Source organism: Chryseobacterium aahli (assembly GCF_022699665.1).
In the GTDB taxonomy this organism is placed as follows: Bacteria; Bacteroidota; Bacteroidia; order Flavobacteriales; family Weeksellaceae; genus Chryseobacterium; species Chryseobacterium aahli.
Window position 1 is genome coordinate 1 of record NZ_JALDNB010000006.1, and the last position, 17,978, is coordinate 17,978.

14 protein-coding genes are annotated in these 17,978 nt (G+C 33.6%); 2 read left to right on the forward strand and 12 right to left on the reverse strand.

Annotated elements, in window-relative coordinates:
* Nucleotides 1-95: 95 nt before the first annotated feature.
* The 12 genes from MQX03_RS11085 to MQX03_RS11140 form a co-directional block, all read right to left on the reverse strand.
* Nucleotides 96-1,604 carry a serine hydrolase domain-containing protein gene (locus tag MQX03_RS11085; protein ID WP_242803214.1) on the reverse strand — a complete coding sequence of 503 codons (1,509 nt, stop codon included), beginning with the start codon at nucleotides 1,602-1,604 and terminating at the stop codon, nucleotides 96-98.
* Nucleotides 1,605-1,673: 69 nt separating this feature from the next.
* Nucleotides 1,674-3,125: a serine hydrolase domain-containing protein gene (locus tag MQX03_RS11090; RefSeq protein ID WP_242803215.1), complete on the reverse strand. Its 1,452-nt coding sequence runs from the start codon at nucleotides 3,123-3,125 to the stop codon at nucleotides 1,674-1,676.
* Between the two features lie 67 nt (nucleotides 3,126-3,192).
* Complete coding sequence (locus MQX03_RS11095) at nucleotides 3,193-4,629, reverse strand: serine hydrolase domain-containing protein (RefSeq protein ID WP_242803216.1); 1,437 nt, start codon at nucleotides 4,627-4,629, stop codon at nucleotides 3,193-3,195.
* Between the two features lie 126 nt (nucleotides 4,630-4,755).
* Nucleotides 4,756-5,892 carry a helix-turn-helix domain-containing protein gene (locus MQX03_RS11100; RefSeq protein ID WP_242803217.1) on the reverse strand — a complete coding sequence of 379 codons (1,137 nt, stop codon included), beginning with the start codon at nucleotides 5,890-5,892 and terminating at the stop codon, nucleotides 4,756-4,758.
* Between the two features lie 103 nt (nucleotides 5,893-5,995).
* Nucleotides 5,996-7,891, reverse strand: a complete 1,896-nt coding sequence (gene htpG / locus MQX03_RS11105; RefSeq protein WP_242803218.1) for a molecular chaperone HtpG — start codon at nucleotides 7,889-7,891, stop codon at nucleotides 5,996-5,998.
* A 251-nt stretch (nucleotides 7,892-8,142) separates the two neighbouring features.
* Complete coding sequence (gene recA, locus MQX03_RS11110) at nucleotides 8,143-9,150, reverse strand: recombinase RecA (RefSeq protein WP_242803219.1); 1,008 nt, start codon at nucleotides 9,148-9,150, stop codon at nucleotides 8,143-8,145.
* A gap of 323 nt (nucleotides 9,151-9,473) precedes the next feature.
* Nucleotides 9,474-10,673, reverse strand: coding sequence for an oxygenase MpaB family protein (locus MQX03_RS11115; protein WP_242803220.1), 1,200 nt, complete (start codon nucleotides 10,671-10,673; stop codon nucleotides 9,474-9,476).
* Between the two features lie 67 nt (nucleotides 10,674-10,740).
* Nucleotides 10,741-11,517, reverse strand: coding sequence for a response regulator transcription factor (locus MQX03_RS11120; protein ID WP_242803221.1), 777 nt, complete (start codon nucleotides 11,515-11,517; stop codon nucleotides 10,741-10,743).
* Between the two features lie 346 nt (nucleotides 11,518-11,863).
* Nucleotides 11,864-13,054, reverse strand: coding sequence for an ADP-forming succinate--CoA ligase subunit beta (gene sucC, locus MQX03_RS11125; RefSeq protein ID WP_242803222.1), 1,191 nt, complete (start codon nucleotides 13,052-13,054; stop codon nucleotides 11,864-11,866).
* A 159-nt stretch (nucleotides 13,055-13,213) separates the two neighbouring features.
* The gene (locus MQX03_RS11130) at nucleotides 13,214-13,600 is read right to left on the reverse strand and encodes a DUF423 domain-containing protein (protein WP_242803223.1); all 387 of its coding nucleotides are present in this window, start codon (nucleotides 13,598-13,600) and stop codon (nucleotides 13,214-13,216) included.
* Between the two features lies 1 nt (nucleotide 13,601).
* Nucleotides 13,602-14,672 (reverse strand): hypothetical protein, encoded by a 1,071-nt coding sequence (locus MQX03_RS11135; protein ID WP_242803224.1) that lies wholly within the window; start codon nucleotides 14,670-14,672, stop codon nucleotides 13,602-13,604.
* 3 nt (nucleotides 14,673-14,675) lie between these two features.
* Nucleotides 14,676-16,061 carry a hydroxymethylglutaryl-CoA reductase, degradative gene (locus MQX03_RS11140; protein WP_262916936.1) on the reverse strand — a complete coding sequence of 462 codons (1,386 nt, stop codon included), beginning with the start codon at nucleotides 16,059-16,061 and terminating at the stop codon, nucleotides 14,676-14,678.
* A gap of 139 nt (nucleotides 16,062-16,200) precedes the next feature.
* Here MQX03_RS11140 and MQX03_RS11145 point away from each other — a divergent pair, with 139 nt between their 5' ends.
* Together MQX03_RS11145 and MQX03_RS11150 are read left to right on the forward strand one after the other, a co-directional pair.
* Nucleotides 16,201-17,460 (forward strand): putative DNA modification/repair radical SAM protein, encoded by a 1,260-nt coding sequence (locus MQX03_RS11145; RefSeq protein WP_242803226.1) that lies wholly within the window; start codon nucleotides 16,201-16,203, stop codon nucleotides 17,458-17,460.
* Complete coding sequence (locus MQX03_RS11150) at nucleotides 17,460-17,891, forward strand: hypothetical protein (protein ID WP_242803227.1); 432 nt, start codon at nucleotides 17,460-17,462, stop codon at nucleotides 17,889-17,891. The genes MQX03_RS11145 and MQX03_RS11150 overlap by 1 nt, the downstream gene beginning before the upstream one ends.
* Nucleotides 17,892-17,978: the final 87 nt, after the last annotated feature.

Below are 17,978 nucleotides of genomic sequence, written 5' to 3' on the forward strand. Positions count from 1 at the left end.
TTTTTTTTTTATTTTTTATAAAATTATACCCGTTTGGGCCCCCCCCCCCCCCCCCCCCCGATACTATCTTTTAACGTTGAAAATTTCAACGACTATTATTTCTTTTTCAAAATTTCGTCAATCTTTGAAAGCATTTCCTTAGCATTTTGGTTTGCAGGTTCAAGCTCTAAAACCTTTTGATAATCTTTTCTCGAAGTCAAATATTCTTTTTTATTAAAATAAGCTTCACCACGACTGTCGTAAACATTTGCTGAATTTGGAAATTCAGAAACATTCAAACTGAAAATTTTGATTGCAGAATCTATTTTATGGTTTTGTAAAAACTTGTAGCCTAAAGAATTCAATTCACCTTCATTAGAGAAATTGTATTGATTGAGTTGAGTTTTCTTAAGATTTTTGTAGAGTTGAATACCTTTATCGATATTTTTTTTACATTCTTTTTTGATAGCCAAGGCAATAGATTCTTTAATCGGTTCCAAAGGATAATTTTTCCATTGATTCAAACTTGCAATACTTGAAACTATTTCTTCCACAAGCTTCATATTGCTTCCATTTGTCATTACGACGATCCCGTTTCCATCCTCAAGGCTTCCAACATAATGACAAACAAAACCTTCATTTCCACCGCTGTGACCGAAATATTTTGTGCCTTTAAAATCATTCAAAAATACGCCAAGATTATGATCTACTCTTTTTACGGATAGTTCTTTAGACAAAATTTTATTCGATTTTCCTAATAAAGACAGTTGCGTTTCGATAATATAATTGGCTAAATCTGTTGGGTTTGTCCATAAACCAGCCGCTGCTTTTTCAGGGTAAATATGGTATTTTCCTTTCACTTCTTTTCCGTTCTCATAAGCCGTTGCAAGCAAGTTTTCTTTGTCTTTAGAAGGAGGTTGATTGTAAGAACTGTTGCTCATTCCCAGTGGAATCAAAACGTTTTTCAGCATATAATCTTCGTACTTTTCTCCTGTCGTATTTTCAAGGATTAATTGAGAAATCGTAGTTCCACCGCCGGAATATTGAAACTTTGTAGAAGGCTCAAAAATAGAACGAACTGCGCTAGAATTAGAAGGTTTCAGTCCATCAAGAATCTGTATTGTCGTAGGCAATTCTTCCCCTTTTTTGTAACCACCAAATCCGTGTACAGACAATCCAGCTTTGTGAGATAGCAAATTAGCAATTGTAATTTTTTTACCATTTGAAGTTGCATCATACGGGAATTTCCAAGTTTTAAGATAATTATTAACGTCGTCATCCAAACCTAATTTTCCTTCCTGAACCAATTTTAGAATCCCAAGACTGTTGATAGATTTGCTGATAGAAGCCGCTTGGAAAAGTGTTTCTGGCGTTGCAATTCTCTTTTCAGAAACGTCTGCAAAACCGTAAGCTTTCACCCATTCGATTTTAAAATTTTTGATAACGGCAATACTTACAGCGTTGGCTTTGTAGAAAGCCATTCTGTCTTTTAAAGGCACTCTTTTGGTTTTCGATTTGTCCCAATAATTGAGATTGTTTTCTAAAATTTCGATTTTATCGTTTACACTTTGCGCAAAAGTGTTGAGCGATAAAAAAAGAAGGAGGATTAGGTTTAGTTTTTTCATTTAAAAATAATTGATTTTCTATTTAATAAGACAGTTTACACAATGATTTATTGCATTTTGAGACGGTTTTTATTTCCCAATTTCTTTCTCAATTTTCAAAAGCATTTGTTTTCCATTTTCATTCTCAGGATTTAATTTAATCGATTTTTTATACATTTCGACTGCCATATTTTTATTTCCTGTTTTTAATAATACTTCGCCATAACTATCATAAGCGTTCCAACTATTGGGAAACAAATGAACATTAAGCTTGAAAACTTCTGAAGCTTCAGTTTGCTGATTATTTGCCATCATTCTGTAAGCCCAATTATTCAATTCTACTTCTTGTGGATCAAATTCGGGATTTTTCTTTTTTGTCTTTTCTGTAAAATCAATCGCTTTATCAAATCCAATTTCTCGCAGGTTTTTCCTCAAAAAAGTTAAAGGATCGGCTTCTAAAATATCCGCATTGTAACATCCTGCAATCTCTTCCAAAAAATCTTCAGGAGCACTTCCGCCTAAGTTGGTCAAAACAATTATTGCCAATTTATCATCCGGATAAATCAACAAAGCAGATCTGTTTCCGCCAGACATTCCTATTGCTTTGTGGTTTTTTCTAAATTTTGCAATTCCCCAACCTCGTGTCCAGTTGGTCGGATTTCCATTGTTGAATTTGCTTGGCGACCACATCAAATCTAATGTTGCAGATTTTTGAAATAATTGACCACTTTGCAAAGCAATTACCCAGTTTGCCATATCTTCAGCTGTACTGTTGATTCCCGCTCCGGTTCTTGTGAAATCAGGAAATTCAGTATAATTATTTACCAATTTATCATCAGTTCTTTTGCCGTCAAATAAATTTCTGTAACGATAAGTAGGCGCAAATTGCGGAATCAAATCTCTGGAATCTCCAAATAATGTGTGTTTCATCCCAACAACTTCAAACTGCTTCTTTTCGAAATTATCCGAAAATGATTGATGACTAACTTTTTCGATAATCTTTCCTAATAAATAATAATTGGTTTGATTATAACTGAATTGTTCGCCTGTTTTAAATTCTAACGGAAGTGTTTTCAGTTTGTCCCAAATGGCATGTTCGGTTTTTAACGAGCCTATGCTACCTGTGAGAGGGTCAAGAAGTTCTAGGATTTCTGGCAAACCAGAAATGTGCGTCAACAATTGATCAACCGTTATATTTTGCCATTCTGAAGGTAAATCATTCAGATATTTTTTGAAAGGCGCATTGAGTTCTATCTTGCCTTGTTCTACCAATTGCATTACAGAAACACCAGTGAAAATTTTTGTATTTGAATTAATTGGAAAAATAGTCGTGTTTTTTACTGGGATATTATCTTGGATATTTGCAATTCCGTAAGATTTACTCAAAACAATTTTGCCATTTTGAACAACAGCCAATTGCAATCCAGGAATTCGTCTTTCTTTCATTTCACGACTAATGATTTCATCGACATTTGAATTTACGCTTTGTGCGAAAGTATTAAGTGATAAAAAGAGTATGATTATGAAGCTTAGTTTTTTCATTTGGGAATAATTGATTTCTAATTAATAAGACAACTCAGAAAAATGTTTGTTACATTCGGGAAGGTTTTTACTTTCCGATTTCCTTTCCGATTTTTTCTATCATTTTTTCTGCATTACCGTTGGTTCCACCAAGACTTATTGCTTTGTTATAGCTATCTAATGCCAAATCATATTGCTTATTTGCAAAATAGGCTTCTCCTAAACTATCGAAGAGATTGGCATCTTTAGGAAACTCTTTTGTAGCCAATTTAAATATTTCTATTGATTCATTATTTTTGCCACCTCTTAATAATTCATATCCTAATTTATTCAGTTCACCTGGGTTTTCAAAGCTATATTCATTTTTAGAATTTTTCTTGAGTAAATAGTATGTCGCTATCGCTGTATTTACATTATCGAGAGATTCCTTTCTTATCGCTTGATAAACAGATTTTTTAGGAATTTCGTACTCTTTCCCTAACATTAAATTGTGAATAGTATATCCTAAATCCCAAACTCTATTTAGATTATTGGACACTAGAATTATCGTAATATTATTTTTAAAATCGTTTAAAAAGATGGATTCAAATTTATATGATACGCCATTGTGTCTCTGTAGTTCATCTTTTTCAAAGTATCTGCCAAGTGAACCACCTTCATCTTTTGCGTATGGATTATTCAACAAAGTTTGAAAGGATTCTTTGGAAATTAAACGATTAGAGTTCATAGCCTCAATCCATTTATAGAAATCATTGATGTCTACCCAAAGCCATCCACTAATGAAATTCATTTCCGAACATCGTACATTGTCCATATCATAACAAGACGTTCGGTTTTTATAACCCAATTTTGGGTCAAAAACTGAATTTGTCATTTTCAAAGGTTTAACAATGTTTTTAATGACAAATTCTTGGAATGACATTCCGGTTAGCTTTTCAATGATTCTTCTTTGCAAAAACACATTGCCGTTATCGTATTTGTAACTTGTTCCAGGTTCAAACAATAAATTATCACTGCTTCTCAAAATCTTCCACGCATCTGCATCACTTACCGGATTTAGCCCAGACTCTATTTTAGGAATTCCGCTGGCGTAATTTATCAAATGTCGAATGGTGACTTTTTCTGCCCATTTTGGTAATCCCAAATTAAATTTGGAAATCGGGTCATCCAGATTGAGAATACCACGTTCCACCAAAATCATTATTGCAACAGCATTAAATTCCTTTGCAATAGAGCCAATGTTAAATATTGACTTGTTGTTTAGCTTAGTTTGTTTCGTTTCATCGGTAAAACCAAATGATTTTTGATAGATTATTTTATCATTTCTAACGATAAGAACATTTCCATTGAACAAACCTCTTTCGTAAGATTTTGTCATTAAGGAATTAATTTGATTGATTTCTGATTTTTGTTCAGTCGAATTTTGATGTAGCTTCTTTGTTTCTTTTGGATTATTTAATTCTTGGGCTAAAAGAACATTTGTAAATAAAACAGTTAGGAATAATAAGAAAAGTCTGTTTTTCATTTTAATTAATTTTTTGGAGGCAGGATTTGATTGATTGTTTAAAATCTTTCTGCAAAGATGCTTTAAAACGTCTTAGAACACGACCGATTAAAAAAAGTCGAACCCATTTTTCAGTAAATTAAATACTTAAAATGAATTTTTTCGAAACTCAGTAGGCGTTTTTCCCGTATGTTTTTTAAAAGAAGTGCTGAACGAAGATTTAGAATTGAAACCAACCTGATAGAGAATTTCCAAAATTGTCAGGTCTTTTTGGGAAGAATCTTTCAATATTTCCTTGGCTTTTTCGATTCGATATTCATTAATGAAATCAAAAAAATGTTTGTTCATATACAGATTAATCAAAGCGGATAAATCTTTGACCGGCATTTTCACCTGCTCTGCCAAATCCTGAATAGTCAACGATGAATCCAAATAGGGTTCATTTTTAATCATAAAATCTTTTAGAAATTCTATCTGTTTATTTTTTTCATCATCAATTGAAGGGGAAGATTTTTGTTTCGGGATAATTTCTTCGATTACTTTTAACTGTGAATTTACACCTCGAAAAAATTCCGGATTATTTAATGCTTCAAATAAATACCAACAAGTACAAATTAAAAATGCAAACCCATCAAGTGTTACAACCCATACCCGAATTTCGCCTGAACCGAAGATAAAAGTGACCAACCATCTTACAAGAACTATGAAATGCAGAAAGTAGTAGAGAATTGTTATTTTATGTAGGGCATTGAGTACAGAAATATTTGGATTCGTATAATTCTGAAGATAAACCGTTTTAGATTTTCTAATCACCAAAAATGAAGCAATAAAATAAACTTGAAACATACATTCAAAAAGAAACTGAAAAAACTGCATCAAAGGCATATCATTCATGCCATTAATAAACTGGATTTTAGAAGGTCTATCTACAAAATAAATTCCCCACATCAGATACAAATTGTAAGCAACGAATGGAATTGCATGCAATATATGTTTCTTTTTTAAACGGAAATTAGAATAGCAGACGGATAATGTATAAAGGTAAAACAATGCCGGAACCAAATACACAAAGCTCCAGCGAAATGCCTCAAGATTGATATAATTAACCGGAAATTCTCGCATCAAAAATTTTAATGCATCTAGGGCATTTCCGATAAGAAAAATAGCGAAAAGTCCGTTTCCTAATTTATGTTTCGTTTTCACGGTCAGCAAAAACAAGGCAAGAAATAGAATGACGAAAATTCCAATACAAGCAGTGATTTCTAAAAAGCTGAACTTATCCATGTTTTTTTTGCAAATCCAAATTTACTATTTCTGTGACTAATTTTTTCATAAAAAAACTCGGAACGACTTAGTCGTTCCGAGCTTCAATATAAATTAGTTTAATTTACTTTTCCAATTGCTTGTAACTTCTCTGGATGAAGTCTGTCAACTCTTTTCCTTTCAATAAATTCTGAGATAGTTTCGCCAAATCCAAAGCGTATTTAATCTGAGAACTTTTCTCCTCAGTATTTTCATTAGCCAAAATTTTAGTTGCAAATTCACTGTTAGAATTCACCACCAGATTATACATTTCCGGGAAGCCGCCCATTCCGAACATTCCGCCACCGCCGGTTGCTTGCATATCTTTCATTCTACGCATAAATTCCGGTTGGGTAATCGTGAAGGGTGCATCTGTACTGTCTAAATCTTCAAGTTGAACGGTGAATTTCTTGTCATTAATCGACTCTTCAACGTTTTTCTTTAAGGTTTCTTTTTCAGTTTCATTTAATTTAGAAATTGCAGGTTCGTCTTTTTTAATCAAATTATTAATGTGATCTGCATCAACTCTTGCAAAAGAAATTTTCTCTTTTGAAGTTTCTAATTTTTGAATTAAATGAGGAACAATTGGAGAATCTAAAAGAATAACTTCGTACCCTTTATCTTTCGCAGATTGGATGTAAGAGTGCTGTTCATCGGCATTAGTAGCATAAAGAATCACTAAATTTCCGTCTTTATCGGTTTGATTTAGTTTGATTTTTTCTTCCAATTCGTTCCAAAGGAAATATTTACCATCCGTCGTAGGATACAATGCAAATTTGTCAGATTTTTCGAAGAACTTATCTTCAGAAATCATTCCGTATTCGATAACGATTTTGATGTCATTCCATTTTTTGTCGTAATCTTCACGGTTTTCGTTGATTAATGACGCCATTTTGTCGCCCACTTTTTTCGTGATGTACGAAGAGATTTTCTTCACCGCACCGTCCGCTTGCAAATACGAACGAGAAACATTCAACGGAATATCCGGAGAATCAATCACACCTCTCAACAACATCAAAAAGTCAGGAACAATTCCTTTCACCTCATCAGTTACGAAAACCTGATTTTGATATAATTGAATTTTATCTTTTTCGATGTTTAAATTGTTCGCCAATTTCGGGAAATACAAAACTCCCGTCAAATTAAATGGATAATCAACATTCAAGTGAATATTAAATAAAGGCTCCTCAAACTGCATCGGATACAGCTCATGGTAAAATGCTTTATAGTCTTCATCCTTTAATTCGCTTGGAGATTTCGTCCAAGCCGGAGTAGGGTTATTAACGATATTATCTACCTCAACCGTTTCTGCAACGGCATCTTCCGCAGCACCCTCAGGTAAAGGAAGTGTTTCAGTTTTTGTTCCGAATTTGATTGGAACTGGCATGAATTTGTTGTATTTCGTCAACAATTCACGGATTTTATTTTCTTCTAAAAATTCTAATGAATCTTCTGCAATGTGAAGAATAATTTCCGTTCCTCTGTCAGTTTTGTCACTAGTTTCTTCTAAACTAAATTCAGGACTTCCGTCGCAGATCCAACGAACTGCGGGATTTTCGTCACGATAAGATTTAGTAAGGATTTCAACTTGTTCAGCCACCATAAAAGCAGAGTAGAAACCTAAACCGAAATGGCCTATAATTCCTGAATCTTTAGCAGAGTCTTTATACTTGTCCAGAAATTCTTCGGCTCCGGAAAACGCCACCTGATTGATGTATTTTTCAACCTCTTCGCCAGTCATTCCCAGACCTTGGTCGATGATGTGCAATTTTTTGTTTTCCTTATCGATTTTTACCTCGATTTTAGGATTTCCGTAATCTACTTTTGCTTCACCAATGTTGGTTAAGTGTTTTAATTTTAAAGTTGCATCGGTTGCGTTTGAAATTAATTCTCTTAAAAATATTTCGTGGTCGCTGTAAAGAAATTTTTTAATTAGTGGAAAGATATTTTCCACCGAAACATTGATATTTCCTTTTGTCATTGTATTTAATTTTTAAATTTGATTATCAATTCTCAAAAAAAATACCATTGAACGGAAAGTGACAGATTGGCATTTTTTTATCATCAATTTCTCCGAATAAAACATATTCAATAGTTCAGTTCAATATATGTTACGAAATAAAGAATACTGCATAATCGTAGTCAAAGGCTATACAAGTTTTCTTTAAACCTTCTTTATAAAACAAAAAAAGACAGCCTTTCAGCTGTCTTTTGTATTTCAATCAAAACAAATTACTTTTTGTTGTTGATGATTTCTTCTTTTACTTTGTTTTCAAGCTCTTCAGCCAGTTCAGGATTGTCTTTCAACAAATCTCTTACACCGTCACGACCTTGACCCAATTTAGTTTCGCCATAGCTGAACCAAGAACCGCTTTTCTTTACAATTCCCAAATCAACAGCTGCATCTAAGATTTCTCCAGTTTTAGAAACTCCTTCACCGTACATGATGTCAAATTCTGCCATTTTGAAAGGTGGAGCTACTTTGTTCTTCACAATTTTCACTTTCACACGGCTACCAACTGCTTCGTCACCATTTTTGATTGGTGCACTTGCTTTTCTGATGTCAACTCTTACTGAAGCGTAGAATTTCAATGCGTTACCACCGGTAGTTGTTTCAGGGTTTCCGAACATTACCCCGATTTTTTCTCTCAACTGGTTGATGAAAATTACGGTACATTTTGTTCTTGAAATCGTAGCTGTTAATTTTCTCAAAGCCTGAGACATCAATCTTGCATGAAGACCCATTTTAGAATCTCCCATTTCACCTTCAATCTCTGCTTTTGGAGTCAATGCTGCTACCGAGTCAATCACAACGATATCAATTGCGCCTGAACGAATTAAGTTATCTGCGATTTCCAAAGCCTGCTCACCGTTGTCCGGCTGAGAAATAATCAGGTTTTCAAGATCGATTCCTAATTTTCCTGCGTACCCTCTGTCGAAAGCGTGCTCAGCATCAATGAAAGCTGCAATTCCGCCTGCTTTTTGAGCTTCTGCGATTGCATGTAAAGTTAATGTTGTTTTACCTGAAGATTCTGGTCCGTAGATCTCAATGATTCTTCCTCTTGGATATCCGCCAACGCCCAACGCGATGTCTAATCCTAATGATCCCGAAGGAATAACTTCGATGGTTGTGTCAATCGCACTGTCTCCCAACGTCATTACCGTTCCTTTTCCGTATGTTTTATCTAGTTTATCAAGCACTAATGCCAATGCTTTTTTCTTATCTTCTAAGTTGCTCATTTTGTATTATAATAATTTATCAAAATTACATAATTTTAATTTCAAAAGCTAATATTATTTGTTTTTGGAAATTGTTTTTAGCGTTAAAAAATGATAAAGTTTTTGCTTTAAATTAAATACTAAATGAAGAAATTATAATCACAGATTGCTTATGATAGAGGATCCCTTTTCTTGGAGGTGGTGGTTCGGCCTTCGACCGAAGATGGTTGGTTTTTAGCCCCGATTGAACGGCTTGTTTGAGCTCTTTCTCTGTTTCGGCGGCGGCAAAGCCGCCGAAACAGAGAAAAGCGAGTAGTGAAAGCGGTAGTAAGCTTCTGAAAAAATTAATGAAAATTCGAATTCTGGGTAATACTTAGGTAATCTGACAAGACCTTCATTTGATCTTTATTTCCTTTTTTAATTCTGGCTTCACGGCTTACGGTAGAATCGTATATTTTATTGATGATTCTTTTCGTAGTAGGGAAACCTTTTTTGAAAGGCACATCAGGGATATGAAGTCTTTTGCAAACGTCATCACCCAATAAATACCAAGTACAGCAAATATGCAGATACCTTAGATTTTTTCTTTGAAACTCATATTTTAATATCGGATTTTCCAGCGATTCATTTAATAAAGAATGCGCAAGCAAAACCGAATCACTATCAGACGAAGGTTGTACAGAAGTCCATAAATAAAAGTACTCTGTTGCTTCTTTTTTATTGTTTGGTAAAAGCACTTCGGGAATTCCTAAAAGGTAGCCGACGTATTTCCAAAGGTGGAAATGACCTTTTTCTTCCTCTTCGGATATGGTATTTCCTAACTTGTGAAGACTATGCTGAAATACCAAGCTGAAACCAATGTAAGTCGCCATCATATCCCAGGAATTGATGGGTTCGCCCCAATTTTCTTTATCCCAGTTTTTATAATGTTTTTTGATAGAAAGTCTTGCGTAAGAATGAATTAGTCTCGTTTTAATGGCAAATTCATATCCTTTTTTATGAATTTCTAAAGCATCATATCTTGTCACATTGACCCAAAAATCCAACGTTTCCGAAAGTCTTTTTACTGCACCTTTTTTCAATGCTTCTGTGACAATTAACGGTTTGTTGAGGTAAGCGTAATCATAGCCGCCAATCAGACAGTAATCACGAAGGGAAATCAAAGAATCCAGATTGCAGCGCATGCAAAGCTCGGCACCTTTTTTAATTAAACTTAAATCAAGCCAATCGGGTAGGGCTTGTGTTTGCTGAAAAAGTTTTTTTACACTTTCCGGAACATCATCGTTGTCTGAAACTCCGTTTCGGATGTAGTTTTCAATCTCTCTTGAAGCTTCGTTGTATTTTTTGGTGAAATAAACATCTTTTACAACGTCATCACCAATTTCGTCTACATGATAAAAGAAATAAGAGAATTTATCAAAGTCCTTGAAGCTGACTTCGGCTCCTGAAAGATCAATCAGCTGCTTTCCGTTTCCTGTTGTCCAAAAATCTTTGAAATGTTGTGAATCTTTAAATCTTGGTTGTAAAGTATGCTCTTCCATCATTGATAAAGGTACACGTTTTACGCCGAAATAATATCGTGAGATTTGTCAGTTTTAAATTGAAGCTTGATTAGATTAATCCAAAATCAAAAGCTTTTTTCACCAGTTCTTTACTGTTCCTGCAATTAGTTTTGCTTAAAATATTTCTTCTGTGGGTACGAATGGTATGTTCTGAAAGTATTAAGATAGAGGAAATTTCTTTTCCTGAATAGCCTTTTGCAATGAAAGATAAAACCTCGGTTTCTCGTTTGGTGAGATTGTTTTCTTGCGTTGAAGATGAAAGTAAATTTTGATTAATTTTAATCTGATGGAAATCTTTTCTAGGCTCAATTCCTGTAATCAAAACGGTATAAGAATTCTCACTTGTAATGTGCTGGATGTTGGTGTGTATGTTGATGGACTGTACCAAATGTTTATTTTCATCTTCAAAAGTATGAATCGCCTGATGATGAAAAAGCTCATAATTTCCTTTGGCCGTTTTCATTCTGAAGCAGTAGCTTGGTTTTAAATAGAGTTGAAATTCTTTACCAATCTCAAGAATTTTATTGACTACAATTTGTTCAGCTTTTATAACAAATGGAATGTCGTCTGGATGAATAAGATCAATGAGTTCTTTGAGATGTAAAGGGTAGTTTTTTAACCCATGAATTTTGAGAATGCTTTCGTGATGATTCGTAATAGTACTGTTGTTGAGATTTAAAACGTAATAATAGTATTCTCCGATAGCAAACATCTCTCCGATAATACGCTCTATAGAAGGTTTCTCTAATATTTTATCGCTTCTTCGGGTTCCGGGATAAATATTCCAGACGTCTATGAGCGGATGTTTTTTCTCGGTTTTTTTCATGATGGTGATTTAGTAATTGAATTTAGTTAATTTTCCTTAAAAATACGCCTTAAGTGGTATTTTTTTATATTAAATAATTTAGAACCTTTGTGTGAACTAATAACCATGAAAACTTATTCTTTAAATAGTTTTTCTTCGTTTTATTTTAATTTTTATCTCTACACTACTAATAAGATATACCGAGTTTTGAAATGATTGAGAAACACATTTCATAACTTAATGATGAGAAGTTTATGTTTCAATGTGCCATTTAAATCTTATTTAAATGGTTTTTTTGTGAAAAATGATAAAAAAAATCCGCTTTCTTTCGAAAACGGATTCTGTATTTATAAAGTTTACTTAAATATTAAGCTAAAACTTCTTTTACTTTGTTAGCTGCTTCTTCTAAAGTAATTGCAGAGTGTACCGGAAGACCAGACTCGTCAATTAATCTTTTAGCTTCTACAGCATTAGTTCCTTGCAATCTTACGATCAATGGAACTGGAAGGCTTCCCATAGCGTGGTAAGCATCTACAACACCTTGTGCAACTCTGTCACATCTTACGATACCTCCGAAGATGTTGATCAAGATTGCTTTCACGTTCTGATCTCTCAAGATAATTTCAAAAGCAGTCTGTACTCTTGCAGCATCAGCAGTACCACCAACGTCTAAGAAGTTTGCAGGGTTACCACCAGATAATTTAATGATATCCATAGTAGCCATTGCAAGACCAGCTCCGTTTACCATACAAGCAACGTTACCGTCAAGCTTTACGAAGTTAAGACCCGCTTCACCAGCTTCAACATCTAAAGGATCTTCTTCTCTTGTATCTCTAAGGGCTTCAAGATCTTTGTGACGGAACAATGAGTTACCATCTAGAGTTACTTTAGCATCTACAGCGATAATTTTGTTGTCAGAAGTTTTCAAAACCGGATTGATTTCGAATAAAGATGCATCAATTCCTACATACGCATTGTATAAAGAAGTAATGAATTTTGTGAATTCTTTGAACGCATTTCCTTCAAGACCTAGGTTGAAAGCAATTTTTCTAGCCTGGAAACCTTGAAGACCCAAAGTAGGATCGATCAATTCGTTGTGAATCAAGTGAGGCGTTACTTCAGCAACGTGCTCAATGTCCATACCACCTTCAGTAGAATATACGATTGTATTTTTACCTTCAGCTCTGTCTAAAAGAATAGAAACATAAAATTCTTTAGTTTCAGATTCTCCCGGATAATATACATCCTCTGCTACCAATACAGAATTTACCAATTTACCTTCAGCAGAAGTCTGAGGCGTGATCAATTGCATTCCGATGATGTTTTGAGCGTTTTCTTTCAACTTATCCATGTTCGGAGAAAACTTTACACCGCCACCTTTACCACGACCACCTGCGTGAATTTGTGCTTTTACAACCCAAGCCTGAGCTCCGGTTTCTGCAGTAAGTTTTTCAGCAGCAGCTACAGCTTCGTCTACATTATTAGCTACGAAACCACGTTGTATTGCTACTCCGTACTTTGATAAAATCTCTTTTGATTGATACTCGTGAAGATTCATATTATTTTTATTATTATATTTTAATTTTTAAAGATTGACAAATTTAATAAAAAGACACGGAAGTTCAAGATTATTAGGATAAAAATTAAAACTTACATGATTTTGTCTGAAATTTAAACCAGAAACTGTTTTGTTTTTTGAAATATATTGTTGAAGATATTAGATTCTATTCTTTACAAAATAAAAAATCAACATTCCCCAACTCAAGATCATAAATAATCCACCAAGAGGAGTAATAGGTCCTAAAAATTTCAGGTTTGCTCCTAAATAATCCTGTAAACTCAAGCCGTAAATACTAAATGAGAATAGTATTGTTCCCACAATCATCAATATGGAAATCCATTTTTGAGATGAAGTATCAAATTTTAAAATATAACCTGCAATCAGCAAAAAGAAAGCGGCGTACATTTGATATCTTACTCCTGTCTCAAAACTCTCCAGTCTTTCTACAGATAAAATTTTCTTTAAAGCGTGTGCTCCGAAAGCACCTAAAATTACGGATAACATTCCGTAAACAGCGCCGAAGACTAAAGTAATTGTTTTCATTTTATAATTCTTCTAATTCTATTTTTAAATATTTTTTTGTTTTAAAATCTTGCCAAGTTCCAGACATTTTATTTTGTGTTAGATCCATTTCGATAGTGCTTTTAGTAATCCATTTTCTTGTTTTATCATCAAATGAATCTTTTTCAATTATTGAGATATGATTTCCTGTAAAATTTCCATCCCAAGTATTTAATTTTTTTTCGTCATCTGTCCAATAAATAGCAGAAAAAGAACCGTCTTCATTAATTGTACTAAAAAGAAATGTGATAGGATTTTTACCCTCTATTTTTCCTTTATATAATTTATAATTTAAATTTTTAGTTGGAATAGCATTTTCATTATTCGAAAGCAAATTTTTGGCATATTCGGAAAAATAAGATTCCAATTCTTTGTTGGAAAACGAAATGTAAAATGTGCCCAAAATATCCAAATTTGGTAAATTATTAGCACATCTTGGAGCCATAAAAGTTATAGATTGATTCTCAAAATAGTAATCCAAATACATTAAAATGTTGTCTGTGATACAGGTTTCGTAAATTTCTATCTGTAATTTGGTGTTTTTGTCAGGATTTTTTTTAGCTGTTATTTCTTTTAAAAAATCATCAATTTTTTTCTTAATTTTACTTTCAATCAGTTTTTCTACAGTAGAAACAGAATTTTCTTGAAATAAATCTGTGTTACTGATTAGATTTCCTGTTCTCGCATCAAAATTTTTATACAGATTAAACTTTATGGGGGTTCCATCAATAGATTCACCCAAAATAGATAAACTTAAAATGTTTTTTGGAGTGTTTAGCTTTTTCCATTCATAAAAATGCATAGGTTCTCCATAAATAAGTTTTTCTGACTCAGTATAAACAAAAGGATTTTTCTTTGAGTTGGGTATATTTTCCAGATGGGAAACTTGCAGAAAAGTATTAATTTTCTCTTCTGCTTTTTTGTTATTTGTAATAGAAACTAAAGGAAAAACGCTTATATCTGTTTTGGGTTGTAGATTTGTAATGCTTACATTTTGTTGAGAAAATCCAAACGCAAACATGGTAATTGCTGATAATAAAAATATTTTCTTCAAAATTTATATACTTCTTAGTTTATTTAATTCCGCAATCACCTCATGATGACTCACTGTTTTATCTTTAAAGTAGGTCACAAAATGTTGCTTTTCCGCTTCCGTTGCTCCCATTTGATTTAAAATATTAAATAAATGCATTTTCATGTGACCTTTCTGAATTCCTGTGGTTACCAAAGATCTCAGTGCTCCAAAATTCTGAGCCAATCCTGAAACCGCCAAAATACTCATCAATTCCTGAGCAGAAGGTTTTCCAAGCAATGCTAAAGAGAATTTTACCAAAGGATGAAGATTCGTTAAGCCACCGACAACACCTACGGAAATTGGAAGATCTATCCAGAATCTGAAAATTCCATTGTCAATCGTGCAATGCGTCAGTGAAGAATATTTTCCGTCTCTTGCTGCGTAAGCATGTGCACAAGCTTCGGTTGCTCTGAAATCGTTTCCGGTTGCGATGACTACGGCATCAACTCCGTTCATAATTCCTTTGTTATGAGTCGTTGCACGAAAAGGTTCAATTTCTGCAATCGTTACCGCCTGCTTGAATTTTCTTGCAAATTCTTCGTTTGAAATTCCGCTGTCATCTTTTAAATCTTCAATTTTACATGAAACTTCGGCTCTTACGATACAATCCGGAGTGAAATTGGAAAGAATATTCATCACCACCTGCAAAGAATCTTTTTCTTCCTGTGTGAAATCTTCTTCCAGAGAAATTTCCTCTTTTAAAGTTTTACCAAATTGTTCAAGGCAAGAATTGATGAAGTTGGCACCCATAGAATCAACGGTATCAAAACTTGCTTTCAATTGGTAATAATTTTGCATTTCAGCGGTTTTGTCCACCAGCTTTATTTCTAAAATTCCGCCGCCACGATTTCTCATGTTTGCCGTTATGCTTTCTGTGGCTTCAAACAATTTTTTCTTTAATTTAAAATTAAAAAAATGCTGAAGTTTATGAGATTCTACATCAATGATGAAATGAGTGTGACCTAATTTTTTGGTGTTGATAATGGTCGTTTTAAAACCTCCTTTATCAATCCAGAATTTTGCTGCTTTGGAAGCGGCCGCAACTACTGAACTTTCTTCAACAGCCATCGGTAAAGCCAATAATTTTCCGTCGATCAGGAAGTTTGGTGCAATTCCGTAAGGCATATAAAAATTGGAAATGGTGTTTTCAGAAAACTCATCATGAAGTTTCTGAAGATCTGCATTTTCATTCCAATATTGATTCAGTATATTTTGATAATCTGAGTTTCCTTGGAGATATTGATTGACGAGCCAGTCAATTTTTTCCTGCTTGGTCAGTTTAGAAAAACCTTCTACCGGTTGATGATTCATATAGTAAGTTATTTTTGATAAAGAAAAGTGGAATCGACCGTTTACGATTTCACGCATAAATTAATAATGGTAAATATAGTAAATTTGTTTGTGCCTATTGTGGATAAGTTCGTTGAAAAAAGAGTGATATTTCTCAATTTTGGACATAGTTTTGTATAGTAAATTGAATATTTATAATAAATTCCAACTACAATAAATGAATTTTGACCGCCTTAAAGAAAAATTAGAAATCCTTGCCGATGCTGCGAAATATGACGTGTCATGTTCGTCTAGCGGAGGTTCAAGGAAGAATAAGAAAGGCGCTTTGGGAGATAGTTCTGCAAGCGGAATTTGTCACACCTATACCGAAGACGGTCGATGTGTTTCTCTTTTAAAAGTTCTCTTAACCAATCATTGCATTTACGATTGTGCATATTGTGTTTCACGAAGTTCGAATGATATTAAAAGGGCAGCTTTTACAGTTGAAGAAGTGGTTGATTTAACCATTAATTTTTACCGCAGAAACTATATTGAAGGATTATTTCTAAGCTCAGGAATTTTCAAAAATGCTGATACCACAATGGAACGTTTGGTGCGTGTGGCAAAAAAACTTCGTCTTGAAGAAAATTTTAACGGATACATTCATTTAAAATCAATTCCTGGTGCAAGTGATCTATTGATGCAGGAAGCGGCTTTGTATGCTGACCGATTATCAATTAATATTGAAATTCCGACAGAAAGTGGATTGAAATTATTGGCTCCGGAGAAAAACCGACAAGATATGCTCAATCCGATGAAGTATATCCAAAGCGGAATTACCCAATATAAGGAAGAAAAGAAAATCTTCAGAAAAGTTCCGAAGTTCGCTCCGGCTGGTCAATCTACACAAATGATTGTAGGCGCAACCAACGAAAATGATTTACAGATTATTAAAGTTGCCGATCATTTTTATAAAAATTATAATCTTAAAAGAGTGTATTATTCTGGTTATGTTCCTGTTTTGGAAGATAATAGATTACCTGCTTTAACTACTGCGGTTCCTATGCTTCGAGAAAACCGTCTATATCAGTCAGATTGGCTGATGAGGTTTTACGGTTTTAAAGCTGATGAAATTCTGGATCCGCATATGCCGTTTTTAGATTTGGAGGTTGATCCTAAATTAAGCTGGGCTTTGAGACATCTCGATCAATTCCCGATCAATCTTCAGAATGCAGATTATCAGATGATTCTGAGGATTCCGGGAATCGGGGTGAAAACTGCGAAGAAAATTGTTTCAGCGAGACGTTTTCAGGTTTTGACGATCGATCATTTGAAAAAGCTTGGAGCAGCAGTAAATCGTGCAAAATACTTCATTGATTTTAATGCAGGAAACGTTTTTTTAAGGCATTTAACGGATTTAAATTTAAAAAAATTATTGATTGGTGGAAGTACTTCTAAATTTCAGGATCAGTTTTCGCAGCAGTTAACACTTTTTTAATGATGAGAACTAAAAAAGCTGTAAGATATGATGAACAGAAAATTAGAGATATTGAAAAAGCAGTTTCTCAATTCTCTCAGCATTTGATGTCAAATTCTAAGTGGATCAGATTAATTGAAGCAATTATAGACAATGCCCATGAATCCAAGAAAATCCAATTTAAAAAAATTCAGAATGATAGAATTGGAGAGCTGTATTTAAATGAAGACAGTATTTTTGAATTTGATTATTGGCAAAGAGGATTTGAGGGCAATAATTCTTTAGGTGACTGGCTTGAATATAAAGAAATTGAATATTTGATTTTCCCAAAAATTGTTGATTCTAATAACATTCAAAATTTAGAAGAAATTAAATTGATAATAGAGAAAGTTGGTCAGTTTTATCTTAAAATTAATGAAGATGAATTAAAACTGATTTGTTATAAAGAGTAATTTTAAACACAAATAGCACAAATATTTTTCACGAATTTCACTAATAATTCTTACTTGGCAAATCAGTTCACTCTAAAACTTTAGAAC